Source organism: Rhizobium tropici CIAT 899 (assembly GCF_000330885.1).
GTDB lineage: Bacteria > Pseudomonadota > Alphaproteobacteria > Rhizobiales > Rhizobiaceae > Rhizobium > Rhizobium tropici.
In genome coordinates this window covers 2,773,373-2,800,220 of record NC_020059.1, presented here as the reverse complement: position 1 = coordinate 2,800,220, position 26,848 = coordinate 2,773,373, and the positions used below count along the sequence as shown (strand labels likewise).

General features: G+C 59.8%; 29 protein-coding genes. 26 read left to right on the top strand and 3 right to left on the bottom strand.

Annotation, left to right across the window (positions count from 1 at the left end):
- The first annotated feature begins 10 nt into the window (after positions 1 to 10).
- Positions 11 to 361 (top strand): hypothetical protein, encoded by a 351-nt coding sequence (locus tag RTCIAT899_RS13805; protein ID WP_015340857.1) that lies wholly within the window; start codon positions 11 to 13, stop codon positions 359 to 361.
- Positions 362 to 549: 188 nt separating this feature from the next.
- On the opposite strand, the gene RTCIAT899_RS13800 is transcribed toward RTCIAT899_RS13805, so the two are convergent.
- The 3 genes from RTCIAT899_RS13800 to cysQ all read right to left on the bottom strand — a co-directional run bounded on the left by RTCIAT899_RS13800 (position 550) and on the right by cysQ (position 2,444).
- Entirely contained in the window at positions 550 to 831 is a 282-nt protein-coding gene (locus RTCIAT899_RS13800) for a GNAT family N-acetyltransferase (RefSeq protein ID WP_015340856.1), read from the bottom strand.
- 241 nt (positions 832 to 1,072) lie between these two features.
- Positions 1,073 to 1,348, bottom strand: coding sequence for a CtrA inhibitor SciP (gene sciP / locus RTCIAT899_RS13795; RefSeq protein ID WP_004107124.1), 276 nt, complete (start codon positions 1,346 to 1,348; stop codon positions 1,073 to 1,075).
- A gap of 301 nt (positions 1,349 to 1,649) precedes the next feature.
- Positions 1,650 to 2,444, bottom strand: coding sequence for a 3'(2'),5'-bisphosphate nucleotidase CysQ (gene cysQ / locus RTCIAT899_RS13790; protein ID WP_015340854.1), 795 nt, complete (start codon positions 2,442 to 2,444; stop codon positions 1,650 to 1,652).
- A 328-nt stretch (positions 2,445 to 2,772) separates the two neighbouring features.
- On the opposite strand from cysQ, the gene RTCIAT899_RS13785 reads away from it, so the two are divergent.
- The 25 genes from RTCIAT899_RS13785 to ureG all read left to right on the top strand — a co-directional run bounded on the left by RTCIAT899_RS13785 (position 2,773) and on the right by ureG (position 26,839).
- On the top strand, positions 2,773 to 4,023 hold the full coding sequence (locus RTCIAT899_RS13785; RefSeq protein ID WP_015340853.1) for a sarcosine oxidase subunit beta family protein: 1,251 nt from the start codon (positions 2,773 to 2,775) through the stop codon (positions 4,021 to 4,023).
- 13 nt (positions 4,024 to 4,036) lie between these two features.
- A complete protein-coding gene (locus tag RTCIAT899_RS13780; RefSeq protein ID WP_015340852.1) occupies positions 4,037 to 4,312 on the top strand; it encodes a sarcosine oxidase subunit delta in 276 nt (91 codons plus the stop codon).
- The gene (locus RTCIAT899_RS13775) at positions 4,309 to 7,266 is read left to right on the top strand and encodes a sarcosine oxidase subunit alpha family protein (RefSeq protein WP_015340851.1); all 2,958 of its coding nucleotides are present in this window, start codon (positions 4,309 to 4,311) and stop codon (positions 7,264 to 7,266) included. Before RTCIAT899_RS13780 ends, RTCIAT899_RS13775 begins: the two co-directional genes overlap by 4 nt.
- A 7-nt stretch (positions 7,267 to 7,273) precedes the next feature.
- A complete protein-coding gene (locus tag RTCIAT899_RS13770) occupies positions 7,274 to 7,828 on the top strand; it encodes a sarcosine oxidase subunit gamma (protein ID WP_015340850.1) in 555 nt (184 codons plus the stop codon).
- A 218-nt stretch (positions 7,829 to 8,046) separates the two neighbouring features.
- The gene (locus RTCIAT899_RS13765; protein WP_015340849.1) at positions 8,047 to 10,473 is read left to right on the top strand and encodes a GcvT family protein; all 2,427 of its coding nucleotides are present in this window, start codon (positions 8,047 to 8,049) and stop codon (positions 10,471 to 10,473) included.
- Between the two features lie 122 nt (positions 10,474 to 10,595).
- Entirely contained in the window at positions 10,596 to 11,621 is a 1,026-nt protein-coding gene (locus RTCIAT899_RS13760) for an IS110 family RNA-guided transposase (RefSeq protein WP_015340848.1), read from the top strand.
- 151 nt (positions 11,622 to 11,772) lie between these two features.
- Complete coding sequence (locus RTCIAT899_RS33515) at positions 11,773 to 12,111, top strand: hypothetical protein (RefSeq protein WP_154660799.1); 339 nt, start codon at positions 11,773 to 11,775, stop codon at positions 12,109 to 12,111.
- A gap of 24 nt (positions 12,112 to 12,135) precedes the next feature.
- Positions 12,136 to 13,038, top strand: coding sequence for a branched-chain amino acid ABC transporter permease (locus RTCIAT899_RS13750; protein ID WP_015340847.1), 903 nt, complete (start codon positions 12,136 to 12,138; stop codon positions 13,036 to 13,038).
- A 4-nt stretch (positions 13,039 to 13,042) separates the two neighbouring features.
- Positions 13,043 to 14,467 carry a high-affinity branched-chain amino acid ABC transporter permease LivM gene (livM, locus tag RTCIAT899_RS13745; protein ID WP_015340846.1) on the top strand — a complete coding sequence of 475 codons (1,425 nt, stop codon included), beginning with the start codon at positions 13,043 to 13,045 and terminating at the stop codon, positions 14,465 to 14,467.
- Positions 14,467 to 15,339 carry an ABC transporter ATP-binding protein gene (locus tag RTCIAT899_RS13740; RefSeq protein WP_015340845.1) on the top strand — a complete coding sequence of 291 codons (873 nt, stop codon included), beginning with the start codon at positions 14,467 to 14,469 and terminating at the stop codon, positions 15,337 to 15,339. Before livM ends, RTCIAT899_RS13740 begins: the two co-directional genes overlap by 1 nt.
- Positions 15,339 to 16,067 carry an ABC transporter ATP-binding protein gene (locus tag RTCIAT899_RS13735; protein WP_015340844.1) on the top strand — a complete coding sequence of 243 codons (729 nt, stop codon included), beginning with the start codon at positions 15,339 to 15,341 and terminating at the stop codon, positions 16,065 to 16,067. Before RTCIAT899_RS13740 ends, RTCIAT899_RS13735 begins: the two co-directional genes overlap by 1 nt.
- 24 nt (positions 16,068 to 16,091) lie before the next feature.
- Complete coding sequence (locus RTCIAT899_RS13730; RefSeq protein WP_015340843.1) at positions 16,092 to 16,445, top strand: DUF6867 family protein; 354 nt, start codon at positions 16,092 to 16,094, stop codon at positions 16,443 to 16,445.
- Positions 16,446 to 16,630: 185 nt separating this feature from the next.
- On the top strand, positions 16,631 to 17,752 hold the full coding sequence (locus tag RTCIAT899_RS13725; RefSeq protein ID WP_015340842.1) for a branched-chain amino acid ABC transporter substrate-binding protein: 1,122 nt from the start codon (positions 16,631 to 16,633) through the stop codon (positions 17,750 to 17,752).
- Positions 17,753 to 17,899: 147 nt separating this feature from the next.
- Positions 17,900 to 18,871, top strand: a complete 972-nt coding sequence (locus RTCIAT899_RS13720) for a 2-hydroxyacid dehydrogenase (protein ID WP_015340841.1) — start codon at positions 17,900 to 17,902, stop codon at positions 18,869 to 18,871.
- Positions 18,872 to 19,175: 304 nt separating this feature from the next.
- Positions 19,176 to 19,997 carry an urease accessory protein UreD gene (locus RTCIAT899_RS13715; protein ID WP_041677635.1) on the top strand — a complete coding sequence of 274 codons (822 nt, stop codon included), beginning with the start codon at positions 19,176 to 19,178 and terminating at the stop codon, positions 19,995 to 19,997.
- Between the two features lie 31 nt (positions 19,998 to 20,028).
- The gene (locus RTCIAT899_RS13710) at positions 20,029 to 20,331 is read left to right on the top strand and encodes an urease subunit gamma (RefSeq protein ID WP_015340839.1); all 303 of its coding nucleotides are present in this window, start codon (positions 20,029 to 20,031) and stop codon (positions 20,329 to 20,331) included.
- 7 nt (positions 20,332 to 20,338) lie between these two features.
- Complete coding sequence (locus RTCIAT899_RS13705) at positions 20,339 to 20,593, top strand: DUF1272 domain-containing protein (protein WP_015340838.1); 255 nt, start codon at positions 20,339 to 20,341, stop codon at positions 20,591 to 20,593.
- Positions 20,594 to 20,603: 10 nt separating this feature from the next.
- Complete coding sequence (locus RTCIAT899_RS13700; RefSeq protein ID WP_015340837.1) at positions 20,604 to 20,909, top strand: urease subunit beta; 306 nt, start codon at positions 20,604 to 20,606, stop codon at positions 20,907 to 20,909.
- Positions 20,910 to 20,924: 15 nt separating this feature from the next.
- Positions 20,925 to 21,359, top strand: a complete 435-nt coding sequence (locus RTCIAT899_RS13695) for a lysozyme inhibitor LprI family protein (RefSeq protein ID WP_015340836.1) — start codon at positions 20,925 to 20,927, stop codon at positions 21,357 to 21,359.
- 17 nt (positions 21,360 to 21,376) lie between these two features.
- Positions 21,377 to 22,000 carry an urease accessory protein gene (locus tag RTCIAT899_RS13690; protein ID WP_015340835.1) on the top strand — a complete coding sequence of 208 codons (624 nt, stop codon included), beginning with the start codon at positions 21,377 to 21,379 and terminating at the stop codon, positions 21,998 to 22,000.
- 3 nt (positions 22,001 to 22,003) lie between these two features.
- Complete coding sequence (ureC, locus tag RTCIAT899_RS13685) at positions 22,004 to 23,716, top strand: urease subunit alpha (RefSeq protein WP_015340834.1); 1,713 nt, start codon at positions 22,004 to 22,006, stop codon at positions 23,714 to 23,716.
- Positions 23,717 to 23,989: 273 nt separating this feature from the next.
- Positions 23,990 to 24,850: a GGDEF domain-containing protein gene (locus tag RTCIAT899_RS13680; RefSeq protein WP_015340833.1), complete on the top strand. Its 861-nt coding sequence runs from the start codon at positions 23,990 to 23,992 to the stop codon at positions 24,848 to 24,850.
- A 77-nt stretch (positions 24,851 to 24,927) separates the two neighbouring features.
- Positions 24,928 to 25,428, top strand: a complete 501-nt coding sequence (gene ureE, locus RTCIAT899_RS13675) for an urease accessory protein UreE (protein WP_015340832.1) — start codon at positions 24,928 to 24,930, stop codon at positions 25,426 to 25,428.
- 6 nt (positions 25,429 to 25,434) lie between these two features.
- A complete protein-coding gene (locus RTCIAT899_RS13670) occupies positions 25,435 to 26,121 on the top strand; it encodes an urease accessory protein UreF (protein WP_015340831.1) in 687 nt (228 codons plus the stop codon).
- Positions 26,122 to 26,227: 106 nt separating this feature from the next.
- The gene (gene ureG / locus RTCIAT899_RS13665; RefSeq protein WP_015340830.1) at positions 26,228 to 26,839 is read left to right on the top strand and encodes an urease accessory protein UreG; all 612 of its coding nucleotides are present in this window, start codon (positions 26,228 to 26,230) and stop codon (positions 26,837 to 26,839) included.
- Positions 26,840 to 26,848 lie beyond the last annotated feature (9 nt).

Here is a 26,848-nt window from a genome sequence, read left to right as displayed (position 1 = left end):
AGTAATGCGTATGAAGTCACGTGAGAGCCTTGTTCGCCTGAAAGAGTTTCAGGTGAACGAAAAACGCCGTCAGCTGCAGCAACTGCAGATGATGATGGCGGAATTTGACCGCATGACGAAGGAGCTGGAAAGCCAGATCGTCGTCGAGGAGAAGAAGTCCGGCATTTCCGATCCGAGCCACTTCGCCTACCCGACCTTTGCCAAGGCTGCTCGCCAGCGTGCGGACAATCTGCAGGTGTCGATCCGCGAGCTGCAGGTTCAGGAAGAAGCGCTGGAAAATTCGCTCGAGGAAATGCAGGCCGAATATGCCAAGGCTGCAGCTCTCGAAGAGCGGGACGGTCCAGCACGGGCACGCGCCTGAGATCGCAATTCCGTCGCTCCTTCGGATCAAGCAGCAAGGTGTTGCGGTGCAGGGTCCATCTTCGGAGTGTGAAAGGTATAGCGGCGGTACTGAAAGCTGCGCATGACTGGCCGTGACGGGGCCGGCCATGCGCAGCTTTTGCATTTTCGGGAGTAATCCGGCCGATTGGACGGATTATTGCCCGTGCGTCAGAGATTGACGACGTCGCGCCAATCTTCATGGCGTTGTGCCTGAGCCTTGAAGAAGGGGCAGAGCGGAATGATCTTCCAGCCGCCGCGCCGCGCTTCCTCAACGGCGTGAAGCGACAGCGCCTGGCCAACCCCCTTGCCACGCAGCGCATCCGGTACACCGGTGTGATCGATAATGATCAGCTTGGGGGACATGCGGGAAAAGGTCATCTCCGCCTCGTGGCCTTCGACGGTTGCGACATAACGGCCGCCGGATGCATTGTTTTCGTTGCGGATATCCATGATTTTCTCCCTTGTTGCGTCTTATGCAATAAGGATTGCATGTGCTCCGACATCTGCCAACCTTCGAGATTGTTAACGGATCGTCTCCGTTTAACTCGATGTCAGAAATACGGACCGGCCAAGGCCGTTACCGCTACGCGGGCTGGACGCTACGGGCGCCCGCCAGCAAATAATTCGGGCCTCTTTCACAAGAAAAGAGGCCCGAACACAAAGTCAAATTAAGGTGGTGCTGTCGCTGCTGTCAGTGGCGATACTGCTGTATGCGGGTCGTCCGGAGGCCAGCTAGGCCATGGGTATTGATGGACGACTGCCAGGAGAGGAACTCTTCGACGGTCAACGTATAACGTTCGCAGGCTTCTTCCAAGCTGAGCAGACCACCACGCACGGCGGCGACAACCTCTGCCTTACGACGAATGACCCAGCGGCGCGTATTCGGCGGCGGCAGGTCTGCTATCGTCAGCGGGCTGCCATCGGGGCCGATGACATACTTCACTCGGGGACGTATCATTTCGGTCATTGGACTCTCTACACACACTCAAGACCACGTGTGGCACTCTAGCTTGCCACATTTAAAAATTGCCTAAGCACATGGTAAGACTTTGCTAATAATTTTAATGAATGTGGCGAAGTGCTGATTTGCGTATGTTGCGCCCGAGCAAAACGGGCAAAAGCCCCTGTTATTTCAGGGAAAATTGCATTCATTCTATGATTTTTCGTCAGTGAAAACTTACGCTTTTGGGCCGAAATCTCGGCAGGCGCTCTACTGCTCTCCAGCTCGGAAGCAGGCACGGGAACTGTTTTTACTTGCAAAAATAAACTTAAGCCGAGACGCTGTGCTTCTGTCCGCCCCAGCAGATGAAGTGCGGATTGGCGAAATCGGCATCCTCGCTCTGGTCAGTCTTACCGTAGGTCAAAAGGCGGCCCTCGATCGTGACCGTCCTGCCGCCCGCTGCCCGTAACACGGCATCGCCGGCTGCCGTATCCCATTCCATGGTCCGGCCGAAGCGCGGATAGACATCGGCCTTGCCCTCGGCGAGGAGGCAGAATTTCAGCGACGAACCGATCGATGTGCAGCCGGAAACCGCATTGTCGGTGAGGAAGCCTTCGGTCTTGGCGTTGCTGTTGCAGCGGCTGGCGAGCGCGGTCAGGTTGGCCGGAGGTTCGCGCACGGCGATGGTCAGGCGGTCGGCAATGGAAAATTGCTCGTCGACGATCAGTTTGCGGGCACGGCCGGGCTCGCCGGTAAAAGCGACGCCGAGCGCCGGCGCGTAGACGATGCCGATGATGGGGATACCATCCTCGACATAGGCGATGTTGACGGTGAACTCATCACGATGTTCGATGAATTCCCTGGTGCCGTCGAGCGGGTCGACCAGAAAGAAGGCGCGGCCGCGTACGTCCGGAATCTTGCCGGCTGAAACCTGCTCCTCGGCAATGGCGGGGATATGGGGGAAATCGCGTTCGAGGTGCCTGAGGATGATGTTTTCGGCGCGTTCGTCGGCCAGAGTGACGGGGCTCATGTCCTGCTTCAAGGCAACGGCATAGCCGGCACGATAGACCTCCAGAATGGCCTTTCCTGCTTCGAGCGCTGCCTTTTCGAATGTTGCAAGCATGTGCTTCTTCGTCTTCCGCGCGCGATCCGCGCCTCAATTCTCCGGACATTATATATAGGAAGTTGCGATTGCGAAGTTTAGATTTCCGATGCGCCGGCTCGTTTGCCTTAGCGCTTGCGCGAGTGCTTAGCAACAGCGCTCCATGTGGCGGGTTTCACATGCAGGCTTTTTCGCGGGTTGGCAGTGCGTTCCTCTCAGAGCAGACACCGTCCATCACTGCGCATTCGGAAAAGAACATGTTCTGTTTGCGAAGCTTTTTCGTTCTTTCGGGTCTTGTCGTTTTTATTGCATATGCGAATGTGCCGCCGGGTAGTATCGGGATGAATGCATGCGTTATTCGGCTTATCAGCTTCTAAAACAGGCGTTTTCAGGCAATCGCCATTGGCAGCCGGTGTGGCGGACGCCGGAGCCGAAACCACATTATGACGTGATCATCGTCGGCGGCGGCGGGCATGGGCTGGCAACGGCCTATTACCTCGCCAAGGAATTCGGCATTACCAATGTCGCCGTGCTGGAAAAGAGCTACATCGGCTCCGGCAATGTCGGCCGCAACACGACGATCATCCGCTCCAACTATCTGCTACCCGGCAACGAACCCTTCTACGAGTTTTCGATGAAGCTCTGGGAAGGGCTGGAGCAAGATTTCAATTATAACGCCATGGTATCCCAGCGCGGTATCGTCAACCTGTTCCATTCCGATGGCCAGCGCGATGCCTATGCCCGGCGCGGCAATGCCATGCGCATGCACGGCGTCGATGCGGAACTGCTCAACCGCGAGCAGGTCCGCCGGATGATGCCTTACCTCAACTTCGATCATGCGCGCTTCCCGATCCTCGGAGGCCTCCTGCAGCGGCGCGGCGGCACGGCGCGGCACGATGCGGTCGCCTGGGGTTATGCGCGCGGCGCCGACAGCCGCGGCGTCGATCTCATCCAGCAATGCGAGGTGATCGGCATCCGCCGCGAAAACGGCATCGTCACCGGCGTTGAGACCAATCGCGGCTTCATCGGCTGCAACAAGCTGGCGCTTGCGGCCGCCGGCCATACATCGATCCTCGGCAATATGGCCGATCTGGAACTGCCGATCGAAACGCATGTGCTGCAGGCCTTCGTTTCCGAAGGGCTGAAGCCTGTCATCGACAATGTCATCACCTACGGTGCCGGCCACTTCTATATCTCGCAATCCGACAAGGGCGGCTTGGTCTTCGGCGCCGATATCGACTATTACAGCTCCTACGCCCAGCGTGGAAACCTCGCCACCGTCGAGCACACGATGGAGGAGGGGGTGGCGCTCATTCCCGGCCTGTCGCGCGTCCGCGTGCTGCGTACCTGGGGCGGCGTCATGGATATGAGCATGGACGGTTCGCCAATCATCGATCGCACGCCCATCGAAAATCTTTATCTGAACTGCGGCTGGAACTATGGCGGCTTCAAAGCGACGCCGGCCTCGGGCTTCTGCTTTGCGCATCTGATTGCCAAGGGCGAAAGCCACGATGTCAGCCGCCTTCTGCGTCTTGACCGCTTCGAGCGCGGCTTTGCGATCGACGAAGGCGGCAAGGGTCCGCAGCCGAATCTGCATTGAGGGCACAATACCAATGGCAAGCTTGATCAACTGCCCGCATTGCGGCGTGCGACCCAAGGAAGAATTCTCCATTCGCGGCGCCTCCGTCGCCCGTCCCGCGCCGACGGCGCCGGATGAGGACTGGAATCGCTATGTCTTCATCCGCGACAACGAGCGCGGCCGGATTGAGGAATATTGGCATCACAGTGCCGGGTGTCGCCGTTGGCTGGTCGTCGAGCGCAGCAATGTCACCCATGAGGTCTTTTCCGTTACCGACGCCGAGAACAAGGCGAAGGAGGCGGCGCGATGACGGCCTATCGTCTGTCGACCGGCGGCCTCGTCAATCGCAGCCGCCCGCTTTCCTTTCAGTTCGATGGCAAGGAAATGAAGGGGCTGGAAGGCGATACGCTTGCCGCGGCTCTGCTTGCCAATGACCAGCTGCTGGTCGGGCGCAGTTTCAAATATCACCGGCCGCGCGGCATTCTGACGGCGGGCTCGGCCGAGCCGAACGCGCTCGTCACCATCGGCAAAGACGGGCGTACAGAGCCGAATACGCGCGCCACTGTCGCCGAGCTTTATCAGGGCATGAGTGCGGTGAGTCAGAATCGCTGGCCATCGCTGAAATACGACTTGGGCTCGGTCAACAGCCTGCTTTCGCCCTTCCTCGGCGCGGGCTTCTACTACAAGACCTTCATGTGGCCGGCTGCCTTCTGGGAGAAGGTCTATGAGCCGCTGATCCGGCGCGCTGCCGGCCTCGGCAAGGCGGTCATGCAGGCGGATCCGGACCGTTACGAGAAGGCCTGGGCTCATTGCGATCTGCTTGTGATCGGCTCCGGTCCGGCGGGGCTCATGGCGGCTCTGACCGCTGCCCGCGCAGGCCTGCGTGTCGTATTGGCCGACGAAGGTTTTCGACTTGGCGGCTCGCTCTTGTCGGAAAAGCTGACGATCGGCGGCGCTTCTGCCGACGTTTTCGTGCAGGCAACGCTTGAGGAATTGCAGGGCTTCGAGAACGTCACCTTGATGCCGCGCACCACCGTGTTCGGCTGGTATGACGACAATGTCTTCGGCGCCGTCGAGAAGGTGCAGAAACATGTGGCGATGCCATCGGCCGACTTGCCGGTCGAGCGTCTGTGGCGCATCGCCGCCAAGCGCGCCATCCTCGCCTCCGGCGCCGAAGAGCGGCCGCTGGTGTTCGGCGGTAACGATCGTCCCGGCGTGATGATGGCGGGCGCCATGCGCAGCTACCTCAACCGCTATGGCGTGGTTGCTGGGCAGAAGATAGCGGTCTTTACCAATGGCGGCTCCGGCTACCGAACTGCGGCTGACCTCGCCGCTGCAGGCGTCGAGATTACGGCAATCCTCGATACGCGCGGCGCATCGGCCGATGCTGCCCCGCAAGGGGTGCGCGTGGTTCATGCGGCAAGCGTCCACGCGACCAAAGGCAAATATCGCATCAGCGGCGTCATTGCAGACCGCGGCGGCCTGGATGAGTTGATCGCCTGCGATGCGCTGGCGATGTCGGGCGGATGGTCGCCAATCATCCACCTTGCCTGCCAGCGGGGCGCCAAGCCGGTCTGGTCGGACGAGAAGCAGGCCTTCATGGCGCCGATCGTCTCCGGCGAGCTGGAGATTGCCGGCTCGGCTGCGGGCATCGAGAGCGTTTCCGGCTGTCTTGCCGACGGGGCCGAAAAAGCGCGGAAAATCGTTGAAGGTTTCGGCCGCAAGGCTCATGGGGCCGAACTGCCCGAAGTGGAGGGCGAATATGATCCGTCCTTCGCGGCCATCTGGCATGTGCCGGGCGCAAAAGACAAGGCATTCGTCGACTTCCAGAACGACGTCCACACCAAGGATCTCGGCCTCGCTTTGCGCGAAGGCTTCGGCCATGTGGAACATGCCAAGCGCTATACGACGAGCGGCATGGCCACGGACCAGGGCAAGCTCGGCAATGTGAATGCCGCCGGCATTATCGCCGGCATGCGCGGCGTCAGCCCCGCCGCCGTCGGCACGACGACGTTCCGGCCGTTCTACACGCCCGTCTCCTTTGGCGCATTGGCGGGTACGGCGCGCGACAAGCATGCGCAGCCGGTGAGGGAATCGCCGCTGCATGGCTGGGCAAAGAAAAATGGTGCGACCTTCGTCGAGGCCGGTCTTTGGTATCGTTCGTCCTGGTTTGCCCGGCCGGGCGAAAAGGGCTGGCGCGATAGCGTCGACCGTGAGGTTCTGACCGTGCGCAACAATGTCGGGCTGTGCGACGTGTCGACGCTCGGCAAGATCGAGATTTTCGGCAAGGACGCGGCGGAGTTTCTCAACCGCCTCTATTCCAATGCCTTCCTTAAGCTGCCAATCGGCAAGGCGCGCTACGGCTTGATGCTGCGCGAGGATGGCATGGTCTTCGATGACGGCACGACGAGCCGGCTGACGCCTGATCATTTCTTCATGACGACCACGACGGCGATGGCCGGCGAGGTGATGACGCATATGGAATTCGCAGCGCAGACGCTCTGGCCGCAACTCGACGTTCGCTTCGTCTCCTCGTCCGATCAATGGGCACAGATGGCGATCGCCGGTCCGAAGGCGCGGCTGGTGCTGGAGCAGATCGTCGAGGACGATATTTCCGACGCGTTCTTCCCGTTCCTTGCGGCTGCCGAAGTGATGCTGAAGGGTGGGCTCAGGGCACGCCTGTTCCGCATCTCCTTCTCAGGCGAGCTCGCTTATGAACTCGCGGTACCGGCCGGCTATGGAGAGGCGGTCGCCGATGCCATCATGGAGGCCGGCAAAGCACATGGCATCTGCCCCTATGGCGTCGAAGCGCTCAACGTGCTGCGTATCGAGAAGGGGCATGTCACCCATAACGAGCTCGATGGCCGCACAACACCTGACGATGTCGGCCTTGGCCGCATGATGTCGGCTCAGAAGCCGGACTTCATCGGCAAAAGGCTCTCTACACGTTTCGGCCTGACGGCCGCCGACCGCGGCCAGCTTGTGGGCTTGAAGCCGATCGACACGGCCAAGGAAATTCACGCCGGCGCGCATATTTTGAAAGAGGGGGCCCGACCCTCGACCGTGAACGATCAGGGGCATGTCTCCTCGGCCTGCTTCTCGCCCGTCCTTGGCCATTCCATTGCGCTGGCTTTCCTGAAATCCGGCCGGGAGCGCATCGGCGAGCATGTGGTCGTCTGGGACGGATTGCGGGGTGAGGAAGTGGCGGCAGAGGTCTGCAGCCCCATCTTCGTCGATCCCGACAACAAGAAGCTTTTGGGGTGAGGGATCGATGAGCGTCGCGTTTCAGAACAGGCATGTGCTGGAAGATCACATTTCCGGCTTCGAGGCTGCCGCCAATCCGAATCATCTCGCCGTCGTGCGCCGTCCCGCCATCTTCTCCGTACTCGCGAAGGCCGGCGATCAGAATGGTGTTCTGGAGAGCCTGAAAGTGCTGAAGGATGTATCGGTTCGCGATGTCGGGCCGAGGGAATGGTTCGTTGTGTCGGACACGCTCGGCGCCGATAGCCTGGCGCGGGAGCTCTTCACGCTCGATCCGGCTCGTGCCTCCTTCTTCGAGCAGAGCGATGGCCGCGTGCTGCTACGCATTTCCGGCCCCTGCGTCCGCCGCATCCTCGCCAAATGCGTGGCCGTTGATCTGCATCTGCAGGTCTTTGCCGAGGGGCAGTCTGCCAACATGCTGTGCTGCCATGTCAGCGCCAATGTTGCCCGCACCGGCCCCGATCGTTTCGAAGTCATCGTGCCGCGCTCCTATGCCGGCAGCGTCTTCGAAGAGATTATGGAGATGGGACGGGAGTTCGCGCTCACGGCCGGTTTCGCCGATTGAAAATCCTTATATCGTCTGATGTCGGATGACGTGTCAGCCGGCTTGCGCTGCCCATAGCCGATGGCGCGATCCGAACAATTGCGATGGCGCAAACAGACATATCGGTTTCGCAGTTCGGGCTATTTGGGCTATCGGATAGCCTCTAGGGTTCCTCTCAAATACGGTCGGTCGCGCGGGAAGACACCCGGCGGCTTCGTGCCGAAAACAGGGGATCCCCAATGAAAAGCCATGCCAAGGTCGTCGTCATCGGTGGCGGTGTCGTCGGATGTTCGGTGCTCTATCACCTGACGAAATTCGGCTGGACGGATGTGGTGCTACTCGAGCGTTCCGAGCTGACATCCGGATCGACCTGGCATGCCGCCGGCGGCATGCATACGATCAACGGCGATCCGAACGTCGCCAAGCTGCAGAAATATACGGTCGAGCTCTATAAGGAGATCGAGGAATATTCCGGCCAGGACATCGGCCTGCACCTCACCTCCGGCCTGATGCTGGCGGCAACCCCGCAGCGCTTCGACTGGCTGAAATCCATTCTCGCGAAGGGGCGCTACAACGGCCTGGAAGCGACGCTGCTGACGCCGAAGGAAGCGCATGAGATGATGCCGCTCCTCGATCCCGATCAGTTCGTCGGCGCGCTTTACGATCCCGTCGAAGGCCACCTCGACCCCTATGGCACCACGCATGCCTATGCCCGTTCGGCCAAGAAGAACGGTGCTGAAATCTATCTGCATACAAAGGTGGAAGAGCTGGTGCAGCGTGAGGATGGTTCCTGGCTAGTTATCACCAATCAGGGTGAGATTGTCGCCGAGCATGTGGTCAACGCCGCCGGTCTCTGGGCGCGCGAAGTCGGCCGTATGGTGGGGCTGGAGCTGCCGGTGCTCGCGATGGAGCACATGTATCTGATCACCGAGGACATGCCCGAGGTCATCGACTTCAACAAGACGACGGGCAAGGAGCTGATGCACTGCGTCGACTTCGACGGCGAGATCTATCTGCGCCAGGAGCGGCAGGGCATGCTGATGGGCACCTATGAAAAGGCCTGCCGCCCATGGTCGCCGCTAACGACCCCTTGGGACTTCGGTCACGAACTGCTGGCCGAGGATATCGAGCGCATCACGCCGGAGCTGGAGGTCGGCTTCCGCCACTTCCCGGCCTTCAACAATGCGGGCATCAAGAAGATCATCAACGGTCCGTTCACCTTCTCGCCCGACGGCAACCCGCTTGTCGGCCCTGTCCGTGGGTTAAGGAACTACTGGTCGGCCTGCGCCGTCATGGCCGGCTTCAGCCAGGGCGGCGGCGTCGGATTGGCGCTGGCCAACTGGATGATCTACGGCGATCCGGGCTTCGACGTCTTCGCCATGGATGTCTCCCGCTATGGCGACTACGCGACGCTCGCCTATACCAATGCCAAGGTGCGCGAGAACTATGCCCGCCGCTTCTCGATCCGCTATCCGAACGAGGAGCTGCCGGCTGCACGCCCGCTGCTGACGACGCCGATCTACGACAAGCTAAAGCAAGCCGGGGGCGTCTTCGGCGCTTACTATGGCCTTGAGCAGGCGCTGTGGTTTGCTCCGCAGGGCGAAGTGGATCAATTCTCGTGGCGGCGTTCCAACGATTTTGACGTCGTCGCCGCGGAAGCGAAGGCGGTGCGCGAAAGCGTCGGCCTGATGGAAACGTCGGGTTTTGCCAAATATTCAGTCAAGGGGCCGGGAGCGGAAGCTTTCCTCGACACGCTGCTGACCTGCCGCATTCCGGCCGTGGGCCGAATGACACTGGCGCCGATGTTGAAACATGACGGCAAGCTGATCGGCGATTTCACGCTTGCCAAGCTCGGTGAGGAAGATTTCCTTCTCATCGGCTCCGGCATTGCCGAAGCCTATCACATGCGCTGGTTCGAAAGCCTCCTGCCCAAGGACGGTTCGGTCGAACTGAACGCACTCGGTCTTTCGCTTCTCGGCCTTTCGATCGCCGGCCCGAATGCTCGTAAACTGCTGCAGAAGCTGACCCATCAGGATCTTTCCACGGCCGCTTTCCCCTTCATGTCGATCCGCCGCATGGATATCGGCATGGCGCCTGCCATCGTCGGCCGCGTCTCCTATACGGGTGATCTCGGCTATGAGATCTGGATGAAGCCGGAATACCAGCGCTATATTTTCGATCTTCTGATGCAGGAGGGCGCAGAGTTCGACATCCGGCTCTTTGGGTTGAGAGCGCTGAATGCACTGCGTCTCGACAAATCCTACGGCAGTTGGGCGCGCGAATACCGGCCGCTCTACGGTCCGCTCGAGGCCGGGCTCAACCGGTTCGTCGCGCTATCCAAGGAAGCTGATTTCATTGGCAAGGCTGCGGCTGCCAAGGAAAAGGCGGAAGGCGGAACCTTGCGGCTGTGCACGTTCATTCTGAGCGCAAAGGATGCCGACGTCATCGGCGACGAGCCCATTTATCACAAGGGCGCGGTTTGCGGCTGGGTGACCTCGGGCGGATATGCGCACGCTTCCGGTCTTTCCGTTGCAGTCGGCTACGTGCCGAAGGAAATTGCCGACGAGACGCAAGGCTGGGCGATCGAATTGCTCGGCGAGCTTCTACCGGCAAGGCTTCAGGTCGAGCCGCTGTTCGACGCAGATGGCGGCCGCATGCGTGCCTGAAGAGCGCCTTCACAAGGCAGCGGTGGATCACGCATGACCTGATGTGGTGGACGGTCTCCGCTCCCGGCATCGCAGTGTGCCAAAGTGTGGCTGTCGAAAGTCCACATGAGGGAGAGCCGTCCATGGAACAGGTTAGCACAATCGGATTGGATATCGCCAAGCACGTCTTTCAGGTGCATGGCGTAGACGCGGTGGGCGCGGTAGTGGTCCGGCGAAAGCTGCGACGTGAGGATGTCGCCGCTTTCTTCAGGAAATTGCCGCCGTGCCTGATCGGAATCGAGGCGTGTGCGACCGGGCACCACTGGGCTCGGGTCCTCCTGGCGCTGGGTCACGAGGTTCGGCTAATGCCGGCGTCTTACGTCAAGCCATACGTGAAGCGGCAAAAGAATGACGCGACGGATGCCGAAGCGATCTGCGAGGCGGTGGCGCGACCGACGATGCGCTTCGTCCCGGTGAAGAGCGAGGAGCAACAGAGTGTCCTGATGCTGCATCGCGTCCGTGAACTTTTGATCCGGCAGCGGACAATGCTGGTGAACGCCTTGCGCGGCCACCTGGCGGAGTTCGGCATCGTAACGCGTCAGGGCATTGTCGGCGTCGGAATGCTGATCGCATTGGTAGAAGACGATGGCCAGAATCTCATCCCTCCGCTTGCGCGTTCCGCGCTTCTTTCGCTGATCGGGCAGTTGCGGGAGGTGCACGAGAGGGTCGGCGAGATGGATTGCCAAATTCATGCTTGGCATCGCTCCAACGAGCTGAGCCGTCGCCTTGAGACAATACCTGGAATTGGCCCGATCACTGCCAGCGCAATCGCCGCGACCGTGACAGACGCGTCGCTCTTCAAATCCGGCCGACAACTGGCGGCATGGATAGGCTTGGTACCTCGGCAGAATTCATCGGGTGGCAAAGACCGGCTCGGGAGGATAAGCAAACAAGGCGATCCCTATCTCCGTAGGCTTCTTGTCGTTGGGGCGCATGCGGTACTTCGCTTCAGCCGCAAGGCCAGAGTTCCACCGACGCAGTGGGCGGCCGAGCTTTTGGCGAAGAAGCCGTACAACGTCGTCGCTGTTGCTCTGGCCAACAAGATGGCGCGGATCGTCTGGGCGTTGATGACGACAGGCAGGCGATTTGAGGCCGCCGCCAATCTTTGACAAGTCACGAGGCTGCTGGAATTGGTGAGGTGCAAATGGTGTGATGGCGAACGGTCGAGCCGGGATCGGACAAACCCGATCAGTGGGTGCCGCTTGAAAGCGCGTTGACCTGTCTGGGATCCGATCAGCGGACTACATCAGGGCCAGCGGCATGAACAAGCCGCAATCAAAGGCCGAATACATGCCTGCACCCGACCAATCTGCCGGAAACAGTAAATTGCCCCTTGCCACGCGGAGGCCGTCCATACATGCCGCTGACGAGAGCTTTTCAATTTGGGAGCGGCAGCAGCCGGCTTTGGCTAATTTTGAGCCAGAGGCTGCCGCTTTCGTGTCATTTTTGGTCGAATTCGCATCAACGCACCGCGATTTGAAAAGAATTTGTCAATTTCTTGCCTTTTTGGCTTCACATTTCTTTCGAAACCAGTATGGAATCGCGGCCATAGGCCTCCAGAAGGAACCTAAAAAAGTAATAAGAGATGCGATCGTATGACGCCGCATCCAGGGGAAATGATATATGGATTATTTTATCCAGCAGCTCTTAAACGGGCTGACTCTCGGGTCGATCTACGGCCTGATCGCCATTGGTTACACCATGGTCTACGGCATCATCGGCATGATCAATTTTGCCCACGGTGATGTCTTCATGCTTGGCGGTTTTGCCGCTCTTATCACCTATCTCGTTCTCATTTCGCTGTTTGCCGGCCTCCCGGTTGCCATCTTGCTTTTGGTGATGCTGATTGTCGCCATGCTGATGACGAGCCTCTGGAACTGGGTGATCGAGCGCGTCGCCTATCGGCCCTTGCGCGGGTCGTTCCGTCTCGCGCCGCTGATCACGGCAATCGGCATGTCGATCGTTCTGTCGAACTTCATCCAGGTCGCACAGGGCCCGCGCAACAAGCCGATCCCGACACTGGTGGGAGATGTCTACAATTTCGGCGGCGTCTCGCTGTCGCTGAAGCAGATCATCATCTTCATCATCACCGTCGTGCTGCTGGCCGCCTTCTGGTACATCGTCAACAAGACGGCGCTTGGGCGCGCGCAGCGCGCCACCGAGCAGGACCGCAAGATGGCGGCGCTGCTCGGCATCAATGTCGACCGGACCATTTCCATTACCTTCATCATGGGTGCGGCGCTCGCTGCCGTCGCCGGCACGATGTATCTGATGTATTATGGCGTCGCGAACTTCACGGATGGCTTCGTGCCTGGTGTCAAGGCCTTCACCGCCGCGGTTCTGGGCGGCATCGGCTCGCTGCCGGGCTGTTTTCTCGGCGGTTTGATGATCGGCTTCATCGAGTCGTTCTGGTCGGGCAATTTCCCCATCGCGTATAAGGATGTCGCGACATACGGTATCCTGGCCTACGTGCTGATCTTCAAGCCGACGGGTATTCTCGGCCGGCCGGAAGTCGAAAAGGTATAACGCCATGGCAAATTCAAACTTCGTTGCAGGCAAGACCGCACCCGGCCTTGTCCAGAAGGGGATTACGGACGCCCTCTGGACCGCCGTCATATCCTTCGGCATGTTCGTCCTCTATATCGGTCTCAAGACCGATCAGAATATGGACAACAAGCTGATCATCGTGCAGCGCTGGGGTCTTTTGGCGACCATCGTCGCGATCGCTACCGTTGGCCGCTTCGTCATGACGGTCTTCGTCCAGCCTTATCTGGCAGCGCGAAAGGCCGCCAAGGCCAAGGTCGTCCAGGTAGAAGGCGAACAAAGCTTCGCCGCCAGGCATTTCAACAAGATTGCGCTCCTGCTGCTGCTCATCTATCCGCTGGCGGCGGTGGCGATCCTCGGTCCGCAGGGATCGCTGACCTATGTCGATAACTTCGGCATCCAGATCCTCATCTATGTGATGCTTGCCTGGGGCCTGAACATCGTCGTCGGCCTCGCCGGCCTGCTTGACCTCGGATATGTCGCCTTCTATGCCGTCGGCGCCTATTCCTATGCACTGTTATCGATGCATTTTGGCCTATCCTTCTGGCTGCTGCTGCCGCTGTCGGGCATTCTTGCCGCACTTTGGGGCATGATCCTCGGCTTTCCGGTGCTGCGCCTGAGGGGCGATTACCTGGCGATCGTGACGCTCGCCTTTGGGGAAATCATCCGTATCGTGCTGACCAACTGGACCGATGTGACGCAGGGAAGCTTCGGCATCTCCAACGTCACCAAGGCATCGCTCTTTGGCCTATATACTTTCGATATGAAGGACCCGCACAACTTCGTGCGTAGTTTCGGTCTGCCGATCTCGTCTGCCTGGTATAAGATTTTCCTGTTCTATGTGATCCTGCTGCTCTGCATGCTGACGGCCTATGTCACCATCAGGCTGCGCCGCATGCCGATCGGACGTGCGTGGGAAGCGTTGCGCGAGGATGAAATCGCCTGCCGTTCACTCGGAATCAATACCGTAACGACGAAGCTCACGGCTTTTGCCACCGGCGCCATGTTCGGCGGCTTTGCCGGCTCCTTTTTCGCCGCGCGTCAGGGCTTCGTCTCACCGGAATCCTTCGTCTTCCTGGAATCCGCGATCATTTTGGCGATCGTGGTCCTGGGCGGCATGGGGTCGTTGAAGGGTATCGCTATCGCGGCGATCGCCATGATCGGCGGCACGGAAGCGCTGCGTAATATGAGCTTCCTGAAGACTGGCCTGGTTTGGGGCGACACGACAATTATTCCCGGCTTCGGCCCGGATTTCACCCCGGAACTCTACCGCATGCTGATCTTCGGTCTCGCCATGGTGGTCGTCATGATCTTCAAGCCGCGCGGCTTCGTCGGCACGCGTGAGCCGACCGCCTTCCTCAAAGAGCGAAAAGCGGTCTCCGGCAGCTTTACCAAGGAGGGCCACGGCTGATGAACGCTGTGACCGCAAACCCCAATGACGTTCTGCTGAAGGTCGATCATCTGTCGATGAAGTTCGGCGGCCTGATGGCGATCAACGACTTCTCCTTCGAGGCGAAGCGAGGCGACATCACCGCCCTCATCGGCCCGAACGGCGCCGGTAAGACGACAGTGTTCAATTGCATCACCGGTTTCTACAAGCCGACGATGGGTATGATCAGCCTGCATCAGAAGACCGGTAAGGAATATCTCCTGGAACGGCTTCCGGATTTCCGGATCACGCGTGAAGCCAAGGTGGCGCGCACCTTCCAGAATATCCGCCTGTTTTCGGGCCTCACCGTGTTGGAAAACCTGCTGGTGGCGCAGCACAACAAGCTGATGCGCGCCTCCGGCTATACGATCCTCGGTCTGCTCGGCATCGGGCCGTATCGTTCCGAAGCCAAGAATGCGATCGAACTCGCGCGCTTCTGGCTCGAGAAGGCCGATCTCATCGATCGCGCCGACGATCCGGCCGGCGATCTTCCCTACGGCGCGCAACGTCGCCTGGAAATCGCTCGCGCAATGTGCACGGGGCCGGAGCTGCTTTGCCTGGACGAGCCGGCTGCCGGTCTCAATCCTCGCGAATCCCTGGTTCTCAACGAATTCCTGCGCAGTATCCGCAAGGATACCGGCACGTCTATCCTGTTGATCGAGCACGATATGTCGGTGGTCATGGAGATTTCCGACCATGTCATCGTCCTCGAATATGGGCAGAAGATTGCCGATGGCACGCCGGAAGAGGTGAAGAACGATCCTCGCGTGATCGCTGCCTATCTGGGCGTTGAGGATGAGGAAGTGGAAGAGGTGATTGCCGAAGTCGAACACCTCCAGGAAGGTGAACATTGATGACGGGGCAGCCACTTCTCAAAGTTGCGGGCGTGGAAACCTATTACGGCAATATCCGCGCCCTTGCCGGGGTCGACATCGAAGTCAACCGTGGCGAGATCGTCAGCCTGATCGGCGCCAACGGCGCCGGCAAGTCGACGCTGATGATGACGATCTGCGGCAGCCCTCAGGCTCGTACCGGATCGGTCATTTTCGACGGCCAGGATATTACGCGCATGCCGACGCACGAGATCGCGCGGCTTCGCATCGCGCAATCGCCGGAGGGGCGGCGCATCTTTCCGCGCATGACCGTCTACGAAAACCTGCAGATGGGTGCGAGCCTCGACAAGCTCAAATACTTCAATGAGGACGTCGAGAAGATCTTCACGCTCTTCCCGCGCCTGAAGGAGCGTCAGTCGCAGCGCGGCGGCACGCTTTCCGGCGGCGAGCAGCAGATGCTGTCGATTGGCCGTGCGCTGATGGCGCGCCCGAAGCTGCTGCTGCTGGACGAGCCCTCGCTTGGCCTGGCACCGCTGATCGTCAAGGGCATTTTCGAAGCGATCAAGGTTCTGAACCAGAGCCAGGGGCTGACCGTCTTCCTCGTCGAGCAAAATGCCTTTGCAGCGCTGAAGCTTTCCGACCGCGCCTATGTGATGGTCAACGGCCGGGTGACGATGAGCGGTTCGGGCAAGGAGCTGCTCGCCAATCCGGAAGTGCGCGCCGCCTATCTCGAAGGCGGACATCATTGAGTTTCGTTTCGCGGGGAATTTGAGATGCAGGGACTTCTCTTCGACAGCGATACCGGCGGCCGCATGGTCATCCGTGCCGTTATCGTCATCCTGGGTTTCTGGACCGCGTGGCGCGCAGGCCGTGCCGTCGCTTCCAGCTGGGAAAACTATCCGATTGTCGTCGTCTACAGCTTTCTGATCGGCCTCGGGCTGCAGTTTCTGCACCATGCGCTGTTCAACGGGCCGGTATTCGACCTCACCATCTACATCATCGACGTCGTGCTTCTGCTCGTTTTCGCGACTGCGGGATACCGGTATCGCCGTACCGATCAGATGGTGAATAATTACTATTGGCTCTATGAAAAGACCTCGGCCTTTTCTTGGAAGAAGAAGAATTGACACTGGGCCTAAACTAGGCACAGTCTGCGTACAACCAAGAGCGTCATCCAGCCCCATAAAAACAGACGGGAACGGGCAGGATCATGCTTCCAGAGTTCGAAATGCAAGCGTTACCGGCGTGATGATTGGTGGGTATCGCGCAGGGCAGATTAAACGGAACCCGCTTAAAAATTGGGAGTAATAATATGAAGAAGTATCTTCTGTCGGCGGTGGCTTTGTCGGCGATGATCGCTTTCGGCGGCGCTGCGAAGGCCGACATCATTGTTGGCGTTGGCGGTCCGTTGACGGGCCCGAATGCTGCGTTTGGCGCGCAGCTTCAGAAGGGTGCGGAACAGGCAGCAGCCGACATCAATGCTGCAGGCGGCATCAACGGGGAAAAGATCAAGATCGAACTCGGCGACGACGTCTCCGACGCCAAGCAGGGCGTTTCAGTCGCCAACAAGTTCGTTGCTGACGGCGTGAAGTTCGTCGTCGGTCACTTCAACTCGGGCGTTTCCATTCCGGCTTCGGAAGTCTACGCTGAAAACGGCATCCTGCAGATCACTCCCGCTTCGACGAACCCGAAGTTCACCGAACGCGGCCTGTGGAACACGTTCCGTACTTGCGGCCGTGACGACCAGCAGGGCGAAGTTGCCGGCAAGTACATCGCCGACAATTTCAAGGGCGCCAAGGTTGCCGTCGTTCACGACAAGACCCCTTATGGTCAGGGTCTAGCCGATGAAACCAAGAAGAACCTCAACGCCGCCGGCGTGACGGAAGTCGTTTATGAAGGCATCACCCCCGGCGACAAGGACTACTCGGCCCTGATCGCCAAGATGAAGCAGGCTGGCGTCGATTTCGTCTACTACGGTGGTCTGCACACGGAAGCTGGCCTCATCATGCGCCAGATGGCCGACCAGGGTGTAAAGGCTCACTTCATGTCGGGTGACGGTATCGTTTCGAACGAGCTGGCATCGATCGCCGGCGACGCCGTCGACGGCACGTTGATGACCTTCGCACCGGATCCGCGCAAGAACCCGGCTTCCGCCGATCTCGTGGCCAAGTTCCGCGCTGCCGGCTACGAGCCGGAAGGCTACACGCTCTACTCCTACTCGGCTCTGCAGGTTATCGCCGCCGCCGCCAAGGCTGCCGGTTCCAACGATCCGATGGCTGTTGCCGATGCGCTGAAGGCAAAGGGTCCGTTCAAGACCGCTATCGGCGATCTGGGCTTCAACGCCAAGGGCGACATCACCCGTCCGGACTACGTCATGTACAAGTGGTCCAAGGGTTCCGACGGCAAGTACAACTACGACGAAATCTCGAAGTAAGCTTTGTGATGCCGGTTTTCCGGCATAGGCAAGATCTGAGAAGCCCGGCCACTGGCCGGGCTTTTTCATATTCGCGATATCGGTTCGCCATTTTCTTCAAGCCAAGGCTGCTTTAAATCTGCCTGATATCGGCAGGAGGATGACCGCATGAACAAACCCCGTATTCTTGTGACCCGACGCTGGCCGGCCGCGGTCGAATCCGTGCTTTCCGAGCGTTTCGACACGACGTTGAACAAGGATGACATCGCGCTCGATGCGGGGCAGCTGCGCGAGGCGCTGCTCGCCAATGATGCAGTCCTGCCGACCGTTTCCGATAGGCTTCCTGCAGCGCTTTTCGAAGGTCAGGCGATCAGGACGAAGATCCTCGGCAATTTCGGCGTCGGCTTCAATCATATCGATATTGCCGCGGCAAAACAGAAGGGCGTGGTCGTCACCAACACGCCCGGTGTGCTGACTGATTGCACGGCCGATATCGCCATGCTGCTGCTTCTTTCCGTTGCGCGTCGTGGCGGCGAAGGCGAGCGTGAAGTCAGGGCCGGCGCCTGGAGCGGCTGGCGGCCGACACATCTGGTCGGCACCAAGGTCACCGGCAAGACTGTCGGCATTATCGGCTTCGGCCGCATTGGCCGTGCCTTCGCGCAGCGCTGCCATTTCGGTTTCGGTATGGATGTCGTCTTCTACAATCGTTCCGCCATCGATCCCATGGAGGCGGCTCGCTATGGCGCTGTCCAGTTGCAGACCGTAGACGATGTTCTGGAAGTCTCCGATTTCGTCTCCCTGCATTGTCCAGGCGGTGCCGAGAACCGGCACCTGATGAATGCGGCCCGTTTCGCGGCCATGAAACCGGAGGCCTTCCTGATCAACACCGCAAGAGGCGATGTCGTCGACGAGGCAGCGCTGATTTCGGCACTGGAGCGGGGGACGATCCGCGGCGCGGGCCTCGACGTTTATGAAGCTGAACCGCATGTTCCCGAGCGGTTGAGGGCGATGAACAACGTCGTGCTTCTGCCGCATCTCGGCAGCGCCACGGAAGAGACGCGCACCGCCATGGGGATGAAGGTGGTGGACAATGTCACCGCCTTCTTTGCCGGGCGCGAGCCACCGGATCGTGTGATCTAGAGTATTTCCGCTTTCCTCCGAATCGCGGAAGCGCTCTATCTTGTTTATGCAGTTCCGGACGCAAACCGCTTCGCACTTTTGCTGGAACTGCTCCAGACTGACGCGCATCGTCTTCGCGCCAAGGATCAAACATATCCGTTGCAGAGGTTGCCTTTCTTTTGAGCGTTTGGCGAAAAATGCAGCTAATGCGGCTGATATAAGGCCAATATTGCACGGCGTCGAATAAGGCACAGGAATTGCTTGCGTTTATTGCTCGCCGGGCTTCAATGGCCGGGCTTGGCATGTGCGATGCGTGGAGAGGCTGATGGCAATGACGGTGGCAGGGACGAGACCGCAGAGGGCGCGGGGTCGCGGCCATCTTGCGGCGAAGTCGCTTGGCGGCCGCACGCGCCTTTCCGAGCTCTTTCAGGAGGGCGCGGCCAAGATCAGGCTGCCGGAAACTTTCGATCATTCCATGGAGGCCGTCGTTATCAATACGGCCGGCGGCCTGACCGGCGGCGACCGCATGGATTGGAGCATTTCCGCCGCGCCGGGTACACGCATCGATGTGACCACGCAGGCCTGCGAGAAGATCTACAAGGCTTCGGCCGATACGGCAGAGGTCGAAACGTCCATTAAGGTTGGCCATGGCGCCCGTGTCGATTGGTTGCCGCAGGAGACCATCCTGTTCGACCGCGCCTCGCTTTCGCGTGTGCTGAATGTCGAACTTGACGATGCGGCCGAATTCCTTGCCGTCGAGGCGATCCTGCTTGGGCGCAAAGCCATGGGCGAGACGATGGAGCAGGGGCTGTTCCGCGATCGCTGGCGCATCCGCCGCGGCGGACGGCTGGTTCATGCCGAGGAGCTGCGGCTGGATGGCGATATCGCCGCGTTGACGGCGAAGATGGCCGTGCTTGACGGTCAGGTGGCCTTTGCGACCTTGCTTTATGTCGGGCCACTGGCCGAGACCTATCTCGGCCGTATCAGGCCGCTCCTCGAAACCCATAAGGGGGGCGCCAGCCACTGGGGCGAGAAGCTCGTCGTGCGGCTCGCCGCCGCCGATGGTTTCGCGCTCAGAAAAATCCTCATCCCGATCATTTCCGCCTTGCGCGACGGAGCGCCTGTGCCGAAAGTCTGGAATCTGTAAATTGAGCAAACAGCAATCACATAGGTAGGCGATGAACCTCACTCCGAGAGAAAAAGACAAGCTGCTGATTTCGATGGCGGCGATGGTGGCGCGGCGGCGGCTTGAGCGCGGCGTGAAGCTCAATCATCCCGAAGCCATTGCGCTGATTACCGATTTCGTGGTCGAAGGCGCACGCGATGGCCGCCCGGTCGCTGAGTTGATGGAGACCGGCGCCCATGTCATCACGCGCGATCAGGTGATGGAAGGCGTTGCCGAGATGATCCATGACGTTCAGGTCGAGGCGACTTTCCCCGACGGCACCAAGCTCGTCACGGTCCACGAACCCATCCGATGAGGTTGCCATGCTGGAGCTGAGGCCAAATTGCGAATGCTGCGACAGGGATCTGCCGCCGGAAAGCCAGGAGGCTATGATCTGCACCTTCGAGTGCACCTTCTGTGTCGAGTGCGTCGATACCGTATTGGGCGGTGTCTGCCCGAACTGCGGCGGTGACTTCGCGCAGCGTCCAATCCGCCCGGCGGCCTTGCTCGCCAAATATCCCGCTTCGACAAAACGTGTTCTGAAAGCTGAGGGATGCGCGCCCGTCCATGCCGCATGAGGAGAGAACCATGATTCCAGGTGAAATTATTGCCGCAAGCGGCGACATCGAACTCAACGTCGGAGCGCCGACCACAACGCTTGAGGTTTCCAATACGGGCGACCGGCCGGTTCAGGTCGGCAGCCATTATCATTTCGCCGAGACCAATGGCGGACTGTCTTTCGACCGCGACAAGGCAAGGGGCATGCGGCTCGATATTCCCGCCGGTACCGCCGTGCGCTTCGAGCCTGGGCAGACACGCTCGGTCACTCTGATCCCGCTGTCGGGCAAGCGTGAAGTCTATGGCTTCCGTCAGCAGGTCATGGGCAAGCTCTAGCTTCCGGGGGTGTCGATGAAATTGCTTGCGCCCGCCGCTGTCGCTCTTGCTGCAGCCCTGATCTGCGGTCCTGCCTTTGCGCAGAACAATCTGGACGAGCCGAAGATCGATTGCGCCAAAGCCGAGGCGCAGACGGACCTCAACATTTGCGCCGCTCTCGAGTTCGACACGGCCGACAAGGCGTTGAACGCGCAATATAAGAAAACGCGCGCCGCGATGGTCGCGATCGATGCTGATCTCGATAACGACATGAAGGGCGCTGAAAAGGCGCTCATCAAGGCGCAACGTGCCTGGGTGGATTATCGCGATGGGCAATGTGAGGCGCAAGGCTTTCAGGCCCGCGGCGGCTCGATGGAGCCCATGCTCGTCTCCGGCTGCAAGGCGGAGCTGACCAAGACGCGGACCAAGGAATTGAAGGATCTTGCTGATGGGCCGGAGGCTAGTCAGTGAATTCCAGGCGCCACGTGATGATCGTCGGCAATGGTGAGATTGCGGCCGGTGCAGGCGCCGTCATCGATGCCGCAGATCTCGTGATCCGTTTCAACGATTGTCGATCGATGGGAGCCGGTGGCAGGCGAACCGATGTCGTCGCTGTCTGCAACACAGGCCGGCCGGCCCGCGCCATGCTCGGCTCGGCGGAGTGGCGCAAGAGCCCTGCCGTCGCTGCCGCATCGGAAATCTGGAGCGTGCGTGATCCAGACAAATTCTCTGAGCTGCGCGCATCTTTGGCGATCTCGCATCCCGAGCTCGACGATTTCTGCGATGATTATACAGATCAGTTCACCGCGTTTTGCCAGGCCACAGGTAAACAGCATGTGGTGATCGACCGAGCCATTCACGAAGGCGTCGATGCGGCGCTGGCGGATTACGATCCCGGCTCCTACATCGTGCCGAGCAGCGGTATGATCGTGATCGCCGATGTGATGTCACGCCATCCCGACGACGATATTGCCATTACCGGTTTCAGCCACACAGGCTGGGAGGAACATCCGTTTGCCGTCGAGAAGCAGCTGGTGGATGCTTATGTTTCCCTCGGTCGCCTCAGGCGCCTTGCTGCCACGAACCTCATCTCTGCCTCCGAAGGAGACTGATCCATGCCCTACAAGATTTCTCGTGCCGCCTATGCCAACATGTTCGGACCGACTGTCGGCGACAAGGTTCGTCTGGCAGATACCGAATTGTTCATCGAAGTGGAGAAGGATTTCACCACCTATGGCGAGGAGGTGAAGTTCGGCGGCGGCAAGGTCATCCGTGACGGCATGGGACAGAGCCAGGTGACGCGCGCCGGCGGCGCCGTCGATACAGTCATTACGAATGCGCTCATCCTTGATCATTGGGGAATCGTCAAGGCGGATATCGGCCTGAGGGACGGCCGCATTGTCGCAATCGGCAAGGCCGGAAATCCGGATATGCAGCCCAATGTCAATATCATCGTCGGACCCGGCACGGAGGCGATTGCGGGTGAGGGGAAGATCGTCACCGCCGGTGGCATGGACAGCCATATTCACTTCATCTGCCCGCAGCAGATCGAGGAAGCCCTGATGTCGGGCGTCACCACCATGCTTGGAGGCGGCACCGGGCCGGCGCATGGCACGCTGGCAACGACCTGCACGCCGGGACCGTGGCATCTGGCGCGGATGATCGAATCCTTCGACGCCTTTCCGATGAATATCGGCCTTTCCGCCAAGGGCAATGCCTCCGTGCCGGCCGCACTGGAGGAAATGGTGCTTGGCGGCGCCTGCGCGCTCAAGCTGCATGAGGATTGGGGCACGACGCCGGCGGCGATCGATTGCTGCCTCAGCGTTGCGGACGAGTATGATGTGCAGGTGATGATCCACACGGATACATTGAATGAAAGCGGCTTCGTGGAGGATACGATCGGTGCCATCAAGGGTCGCACCATTCACGCCTTCCACACGGAAGGCGCGGGCGGCGGCCATGCGCCAGATATCATCAAGATCTGCGGCCAGTCGAACGTCATCCCGTCCTCGACTAACCCGACGCGGCCCTATACGGTTAATACGATCGCCGAGCATCTGGACATGCTGATGGTCTGCCATCACCTGTCGCCGTCGATCCCGGAGGATATCGCCTTTGCCGAAAGCCGTATCCGCAAGGAAACGATCGCAGCCGAAGATATTCTCCACGATATCGGCGCCTTTTCGATCATTTCCTCCGACAGCCAGGCGATGGGCCGTGTCGGCGAAGTGGCGATCCGTACCTGGCAGACTGCCGACAAGATGAAACGCCAGCGCGGCCGCCTGGCACAGGAGGTAGGCGACAACGATAATTTCCGCGCGAAGCGCTACATCGCCAAATATACGATCAACCCGGCGATCGCGCATGGCGTCAGCCATGAGGTCGGTTCGATCGAGGTCGGCAAGCGCGCCGATCTGGTGCTCTGGAACCCGGCTTTCTTCGGCGTGAAGCCGGAGATGGTGCTGATCGGCGGCTCGATCGCCGCAGCACCGATGGGCGACCCGAATGCCTCTATTCCGACGCCGCAACCGATGCACTACCGGCCGATGTTCGGCGCTTATGGCAAGAATCGCACGAATTCGTCGGTGACCTTCGTTTCTCAGGCTGCGTTCGATGCGGGACTTGCCGCCAAGCTTGGTGTCGCCAAGACGCTGCTGCCCGTTCGGAACACGCGCGGCGGCATTTCCAAGGCATCGATGATCCATAACAGCCTGACGCCGCATATCGAGGTGGACCCGGAAACCTATGAAGTGCGTGCCGATGGCGAGCTTCTGACCTGCGAACCGGCAACCGTGCTGCCGATGGCGCAGCGATATTTCCTTTTCTGAGGATATTTCGGACGCCGATCATCGGGCAGATATGAAAGCCCCGGTTTTCCGGGGTTTTCATATGCTGCGTAATGGGCGCAGCAATATCAATGACATGACGTGGTGGTGCTGCCATCGCGCATTTTTCTCGGCAAGCTGGATTTTACGGATGTAGTCTCCGGCTGTTCACAACTTGGGAAATATACCGCTTTTTAATCATTCCATTAAAGACCTGGAAGCGTCTTCACCCCTATCTCACATGATGGAAATAGTGGGCTGAGGAAGGTGAATCGCATGAAACAATGGATTTCGCTGCAGGCCGAACCCGGTAACTTTCAGCAGCGGCGTGCGATTTTTATTTTCGCGCTTAAGATGAGTTTTGTCGCGGTCATCATGTCGCTTGCCATCATCCTGGTGCTGCTTTTCGTGATGCAATGGCTTGATCTTCTGCCTGTGCCGATTTTCGAGGCGATGCGCTTTGGTGTTTTGCTGGCATGGATCATCGGCGGCACCGTGTCCGGCGCGCTTGCGGTCCTGGCAGGTTTTTCCATCCATAGGCTCGCCGTCTCCCATGCCGAATTCGAGCGGTTGAGCCGCACCGACATGCTGTCCGGTCTGCTCAACCGCCGTGCCTTTACCGAGGCGTTGAATATGGCCGGAGATGGCGCCTCGCTGGCGATCTTCGATCTCGATCGGTTCAAGGCGATCAACGATCGTTTCGGGCATGCATCCGGTGATGCGGTGATCGTTGCGGTGTCGCGGCTATTTTCGGGTGCCTTCACCGGAGAAGACGTGATTGCGCGACTTGGCGGTGAGGAGTTCGGCGTCATTATCCACGGCGGCGATATGGCCGAGCGTGTCGCGCGCGTTGAGGAGATCAAGGAGCAGATCGCCGAACAGTCGATCGCCATTGAAGGCGGGTCGGTGAAGATCACCATTTCCGCCGGGATTGCCGACATCGGCGGGGACCGCAAGACGGAGGCCGTCTACGCCGCCGCCGACAAGGCGCTTTATCTTGCCAAGACGCTTGGCCGCAACCGTGTCATGCACGAGCGCGAGCGTCTATCGCAGGTCTGGAATCGTTGCGGCTCCGAGCAGGAGCAGGAGGCAACGACGGATGTCAGGGAACTGCAACGCTATGTGCAGCAGATGTGAGGCTTCCACACGTCATTGATGCTTGCGCGGGCGGCGACAATTTTGCATGGTCTGCGAAAGTATAAATTGGAACAGCCATGCTACGCGTCACTTCCTATCTGCCGGCCGGCACCTCTTCCTCCAATCCGATCGATCGTGTCGTCCTGCCGCATGATCTCAGGCATCTGCGCCGGAAGCTCCTGCATCTTGAAAATGGCGAGATGGTCATGCTCGACCTCAAGGAGCCGGTGCTGTTTGCGAGCGGCGATCTGCTGGTGCGCGAGGATGGCGAGTTGATCGAGATCGTCGCCGCGGACGAAAAGCTTTTCGAAATCCGCCCACGCGACCGCCTGCATCTGATCGAACTTGCCTGGCATCTCGGCAACCGGCATCTTTCCGCCCAGATCGAGGAAGAGCGTATCCTGATCCTGCGCGATCATGTGATCCGCGCTATGCTCGAAGGGTTGGGTGCGACTGTGACGGAAGTCAGCGAGCCTTTCCAGCCGGCACGCGGCGCCTATCACTCCCATGGCAGCCATTCGCATGGCCACGACCACCATCATCCTGGCCAGGATCATCACCACCATTCGCACGATTGAACCGTGATGACCAATGCTGCTGTTTCGGACGATGGCGACCTGCAGGCGCTGCTGCGGCTGATGGCATGGCTGTCGCCGGCGTTTCCCGTAGGATCGTTCGCCTATTCCGGCGGGCTGGAGCGTGCGGTGCATGATGGCCTGGTGCGCGACAGCTCCGGTCTCAACGATTGGATTGCCGTTCTCATTCAGCACGGCTCATCGTGGAACGATGCGGTGCTGCTGGTCGAGGCGCATCGGGCTGACGCGGATGGGCCGCGGCTTGTGGCCGTTGCGGAACTTGCCGAGGCACTGGCCGGTTCGAAGGAGCGCCATAACGAGACCATGCTGCTGGGAGATGCCTTTCTTTCGGCCGCCGCTGCCTGGCCGCATGCGATCTTTTCCATGCTCCCGGCAAAGACGGCCTATCCGGTTGCGGTTGGCGCCGTCGCAGGTGCGCATGGCATCGCCGCCGAGAAGGCGGTTGCCGCCTTCCTGCATGCGCTGGCATCGCAGATGGTATCTGCCGGCATTCGGCTTGGCGTCAGCGGGCAGAAAGATGGAGTTGCTATTCTGGCGCGACTTGAAGGTCTCTTTGCGGATGTCGCGCGACGCGCCACCCAATCCAGCCTCGACGATCTCGGAGCTGCGGCCATGCAGGCCGATATTGCGAGCCTGAGGCACGAAACCCAGGGCACGAGGCTCTTCAGGTCATGATCGGCGTCACCAGGAAGATATTGAAATTGAGGCATCGCCTACGTCATTCGCCGCTGTGCGGCCGCCCGGCGCTTGGCTATGCTATCACTTTATCGGAGTTGCGAGCATGAAATCGAGACATGGACCCTTGCGCGTCGGGATCGGCGGCCCCGTCGGTTCCGGCAAGACGGCGCTGACAGAGAAGTTGTGCAAGGCGATGCGCGAGGACTATTCCGTCGCCGTCGTTACCAACGACATCTATACGACGGAGGATGCCGAGGCGCTGGTGCGGATGCAGGCGCTGCCTTCGGATCGCATCGTCGGCGTCGAAACGGGCGGATGTCCTCATACCGCTATTCGCGAGGATGCGACGATCAATCTGCAGGCCATCGCCGGCCTGAACGAGCGGCTTCCTGATCTCGACGTCGTCTTCATCGAATCCGGCGGCGACAATCTGGCTGCAACCTTTTCGCCCGATCTTGCCGATATCACTATCTACGTCATCTCGGTGTGCCAGGGGGAGGAAATCCCGCGCAAGGGCGGCCCCGGCATCACCAAATCCGACCTTCTGGTCATCAACAAGAAGGATCTGGCGCCCTTCGTCGATGTCGATCTTGAGGTGATGGACCGTGATGCGACCCGGATGCGCCAGGCGCGTCCCTTCGTGTTTTCCGACATGAAGCGCGGCGAGGGCGTCAGCAAGATCGTCGATTTCCTAAAGGAACAGGGCGGCCTTTGAGCCGCCCCG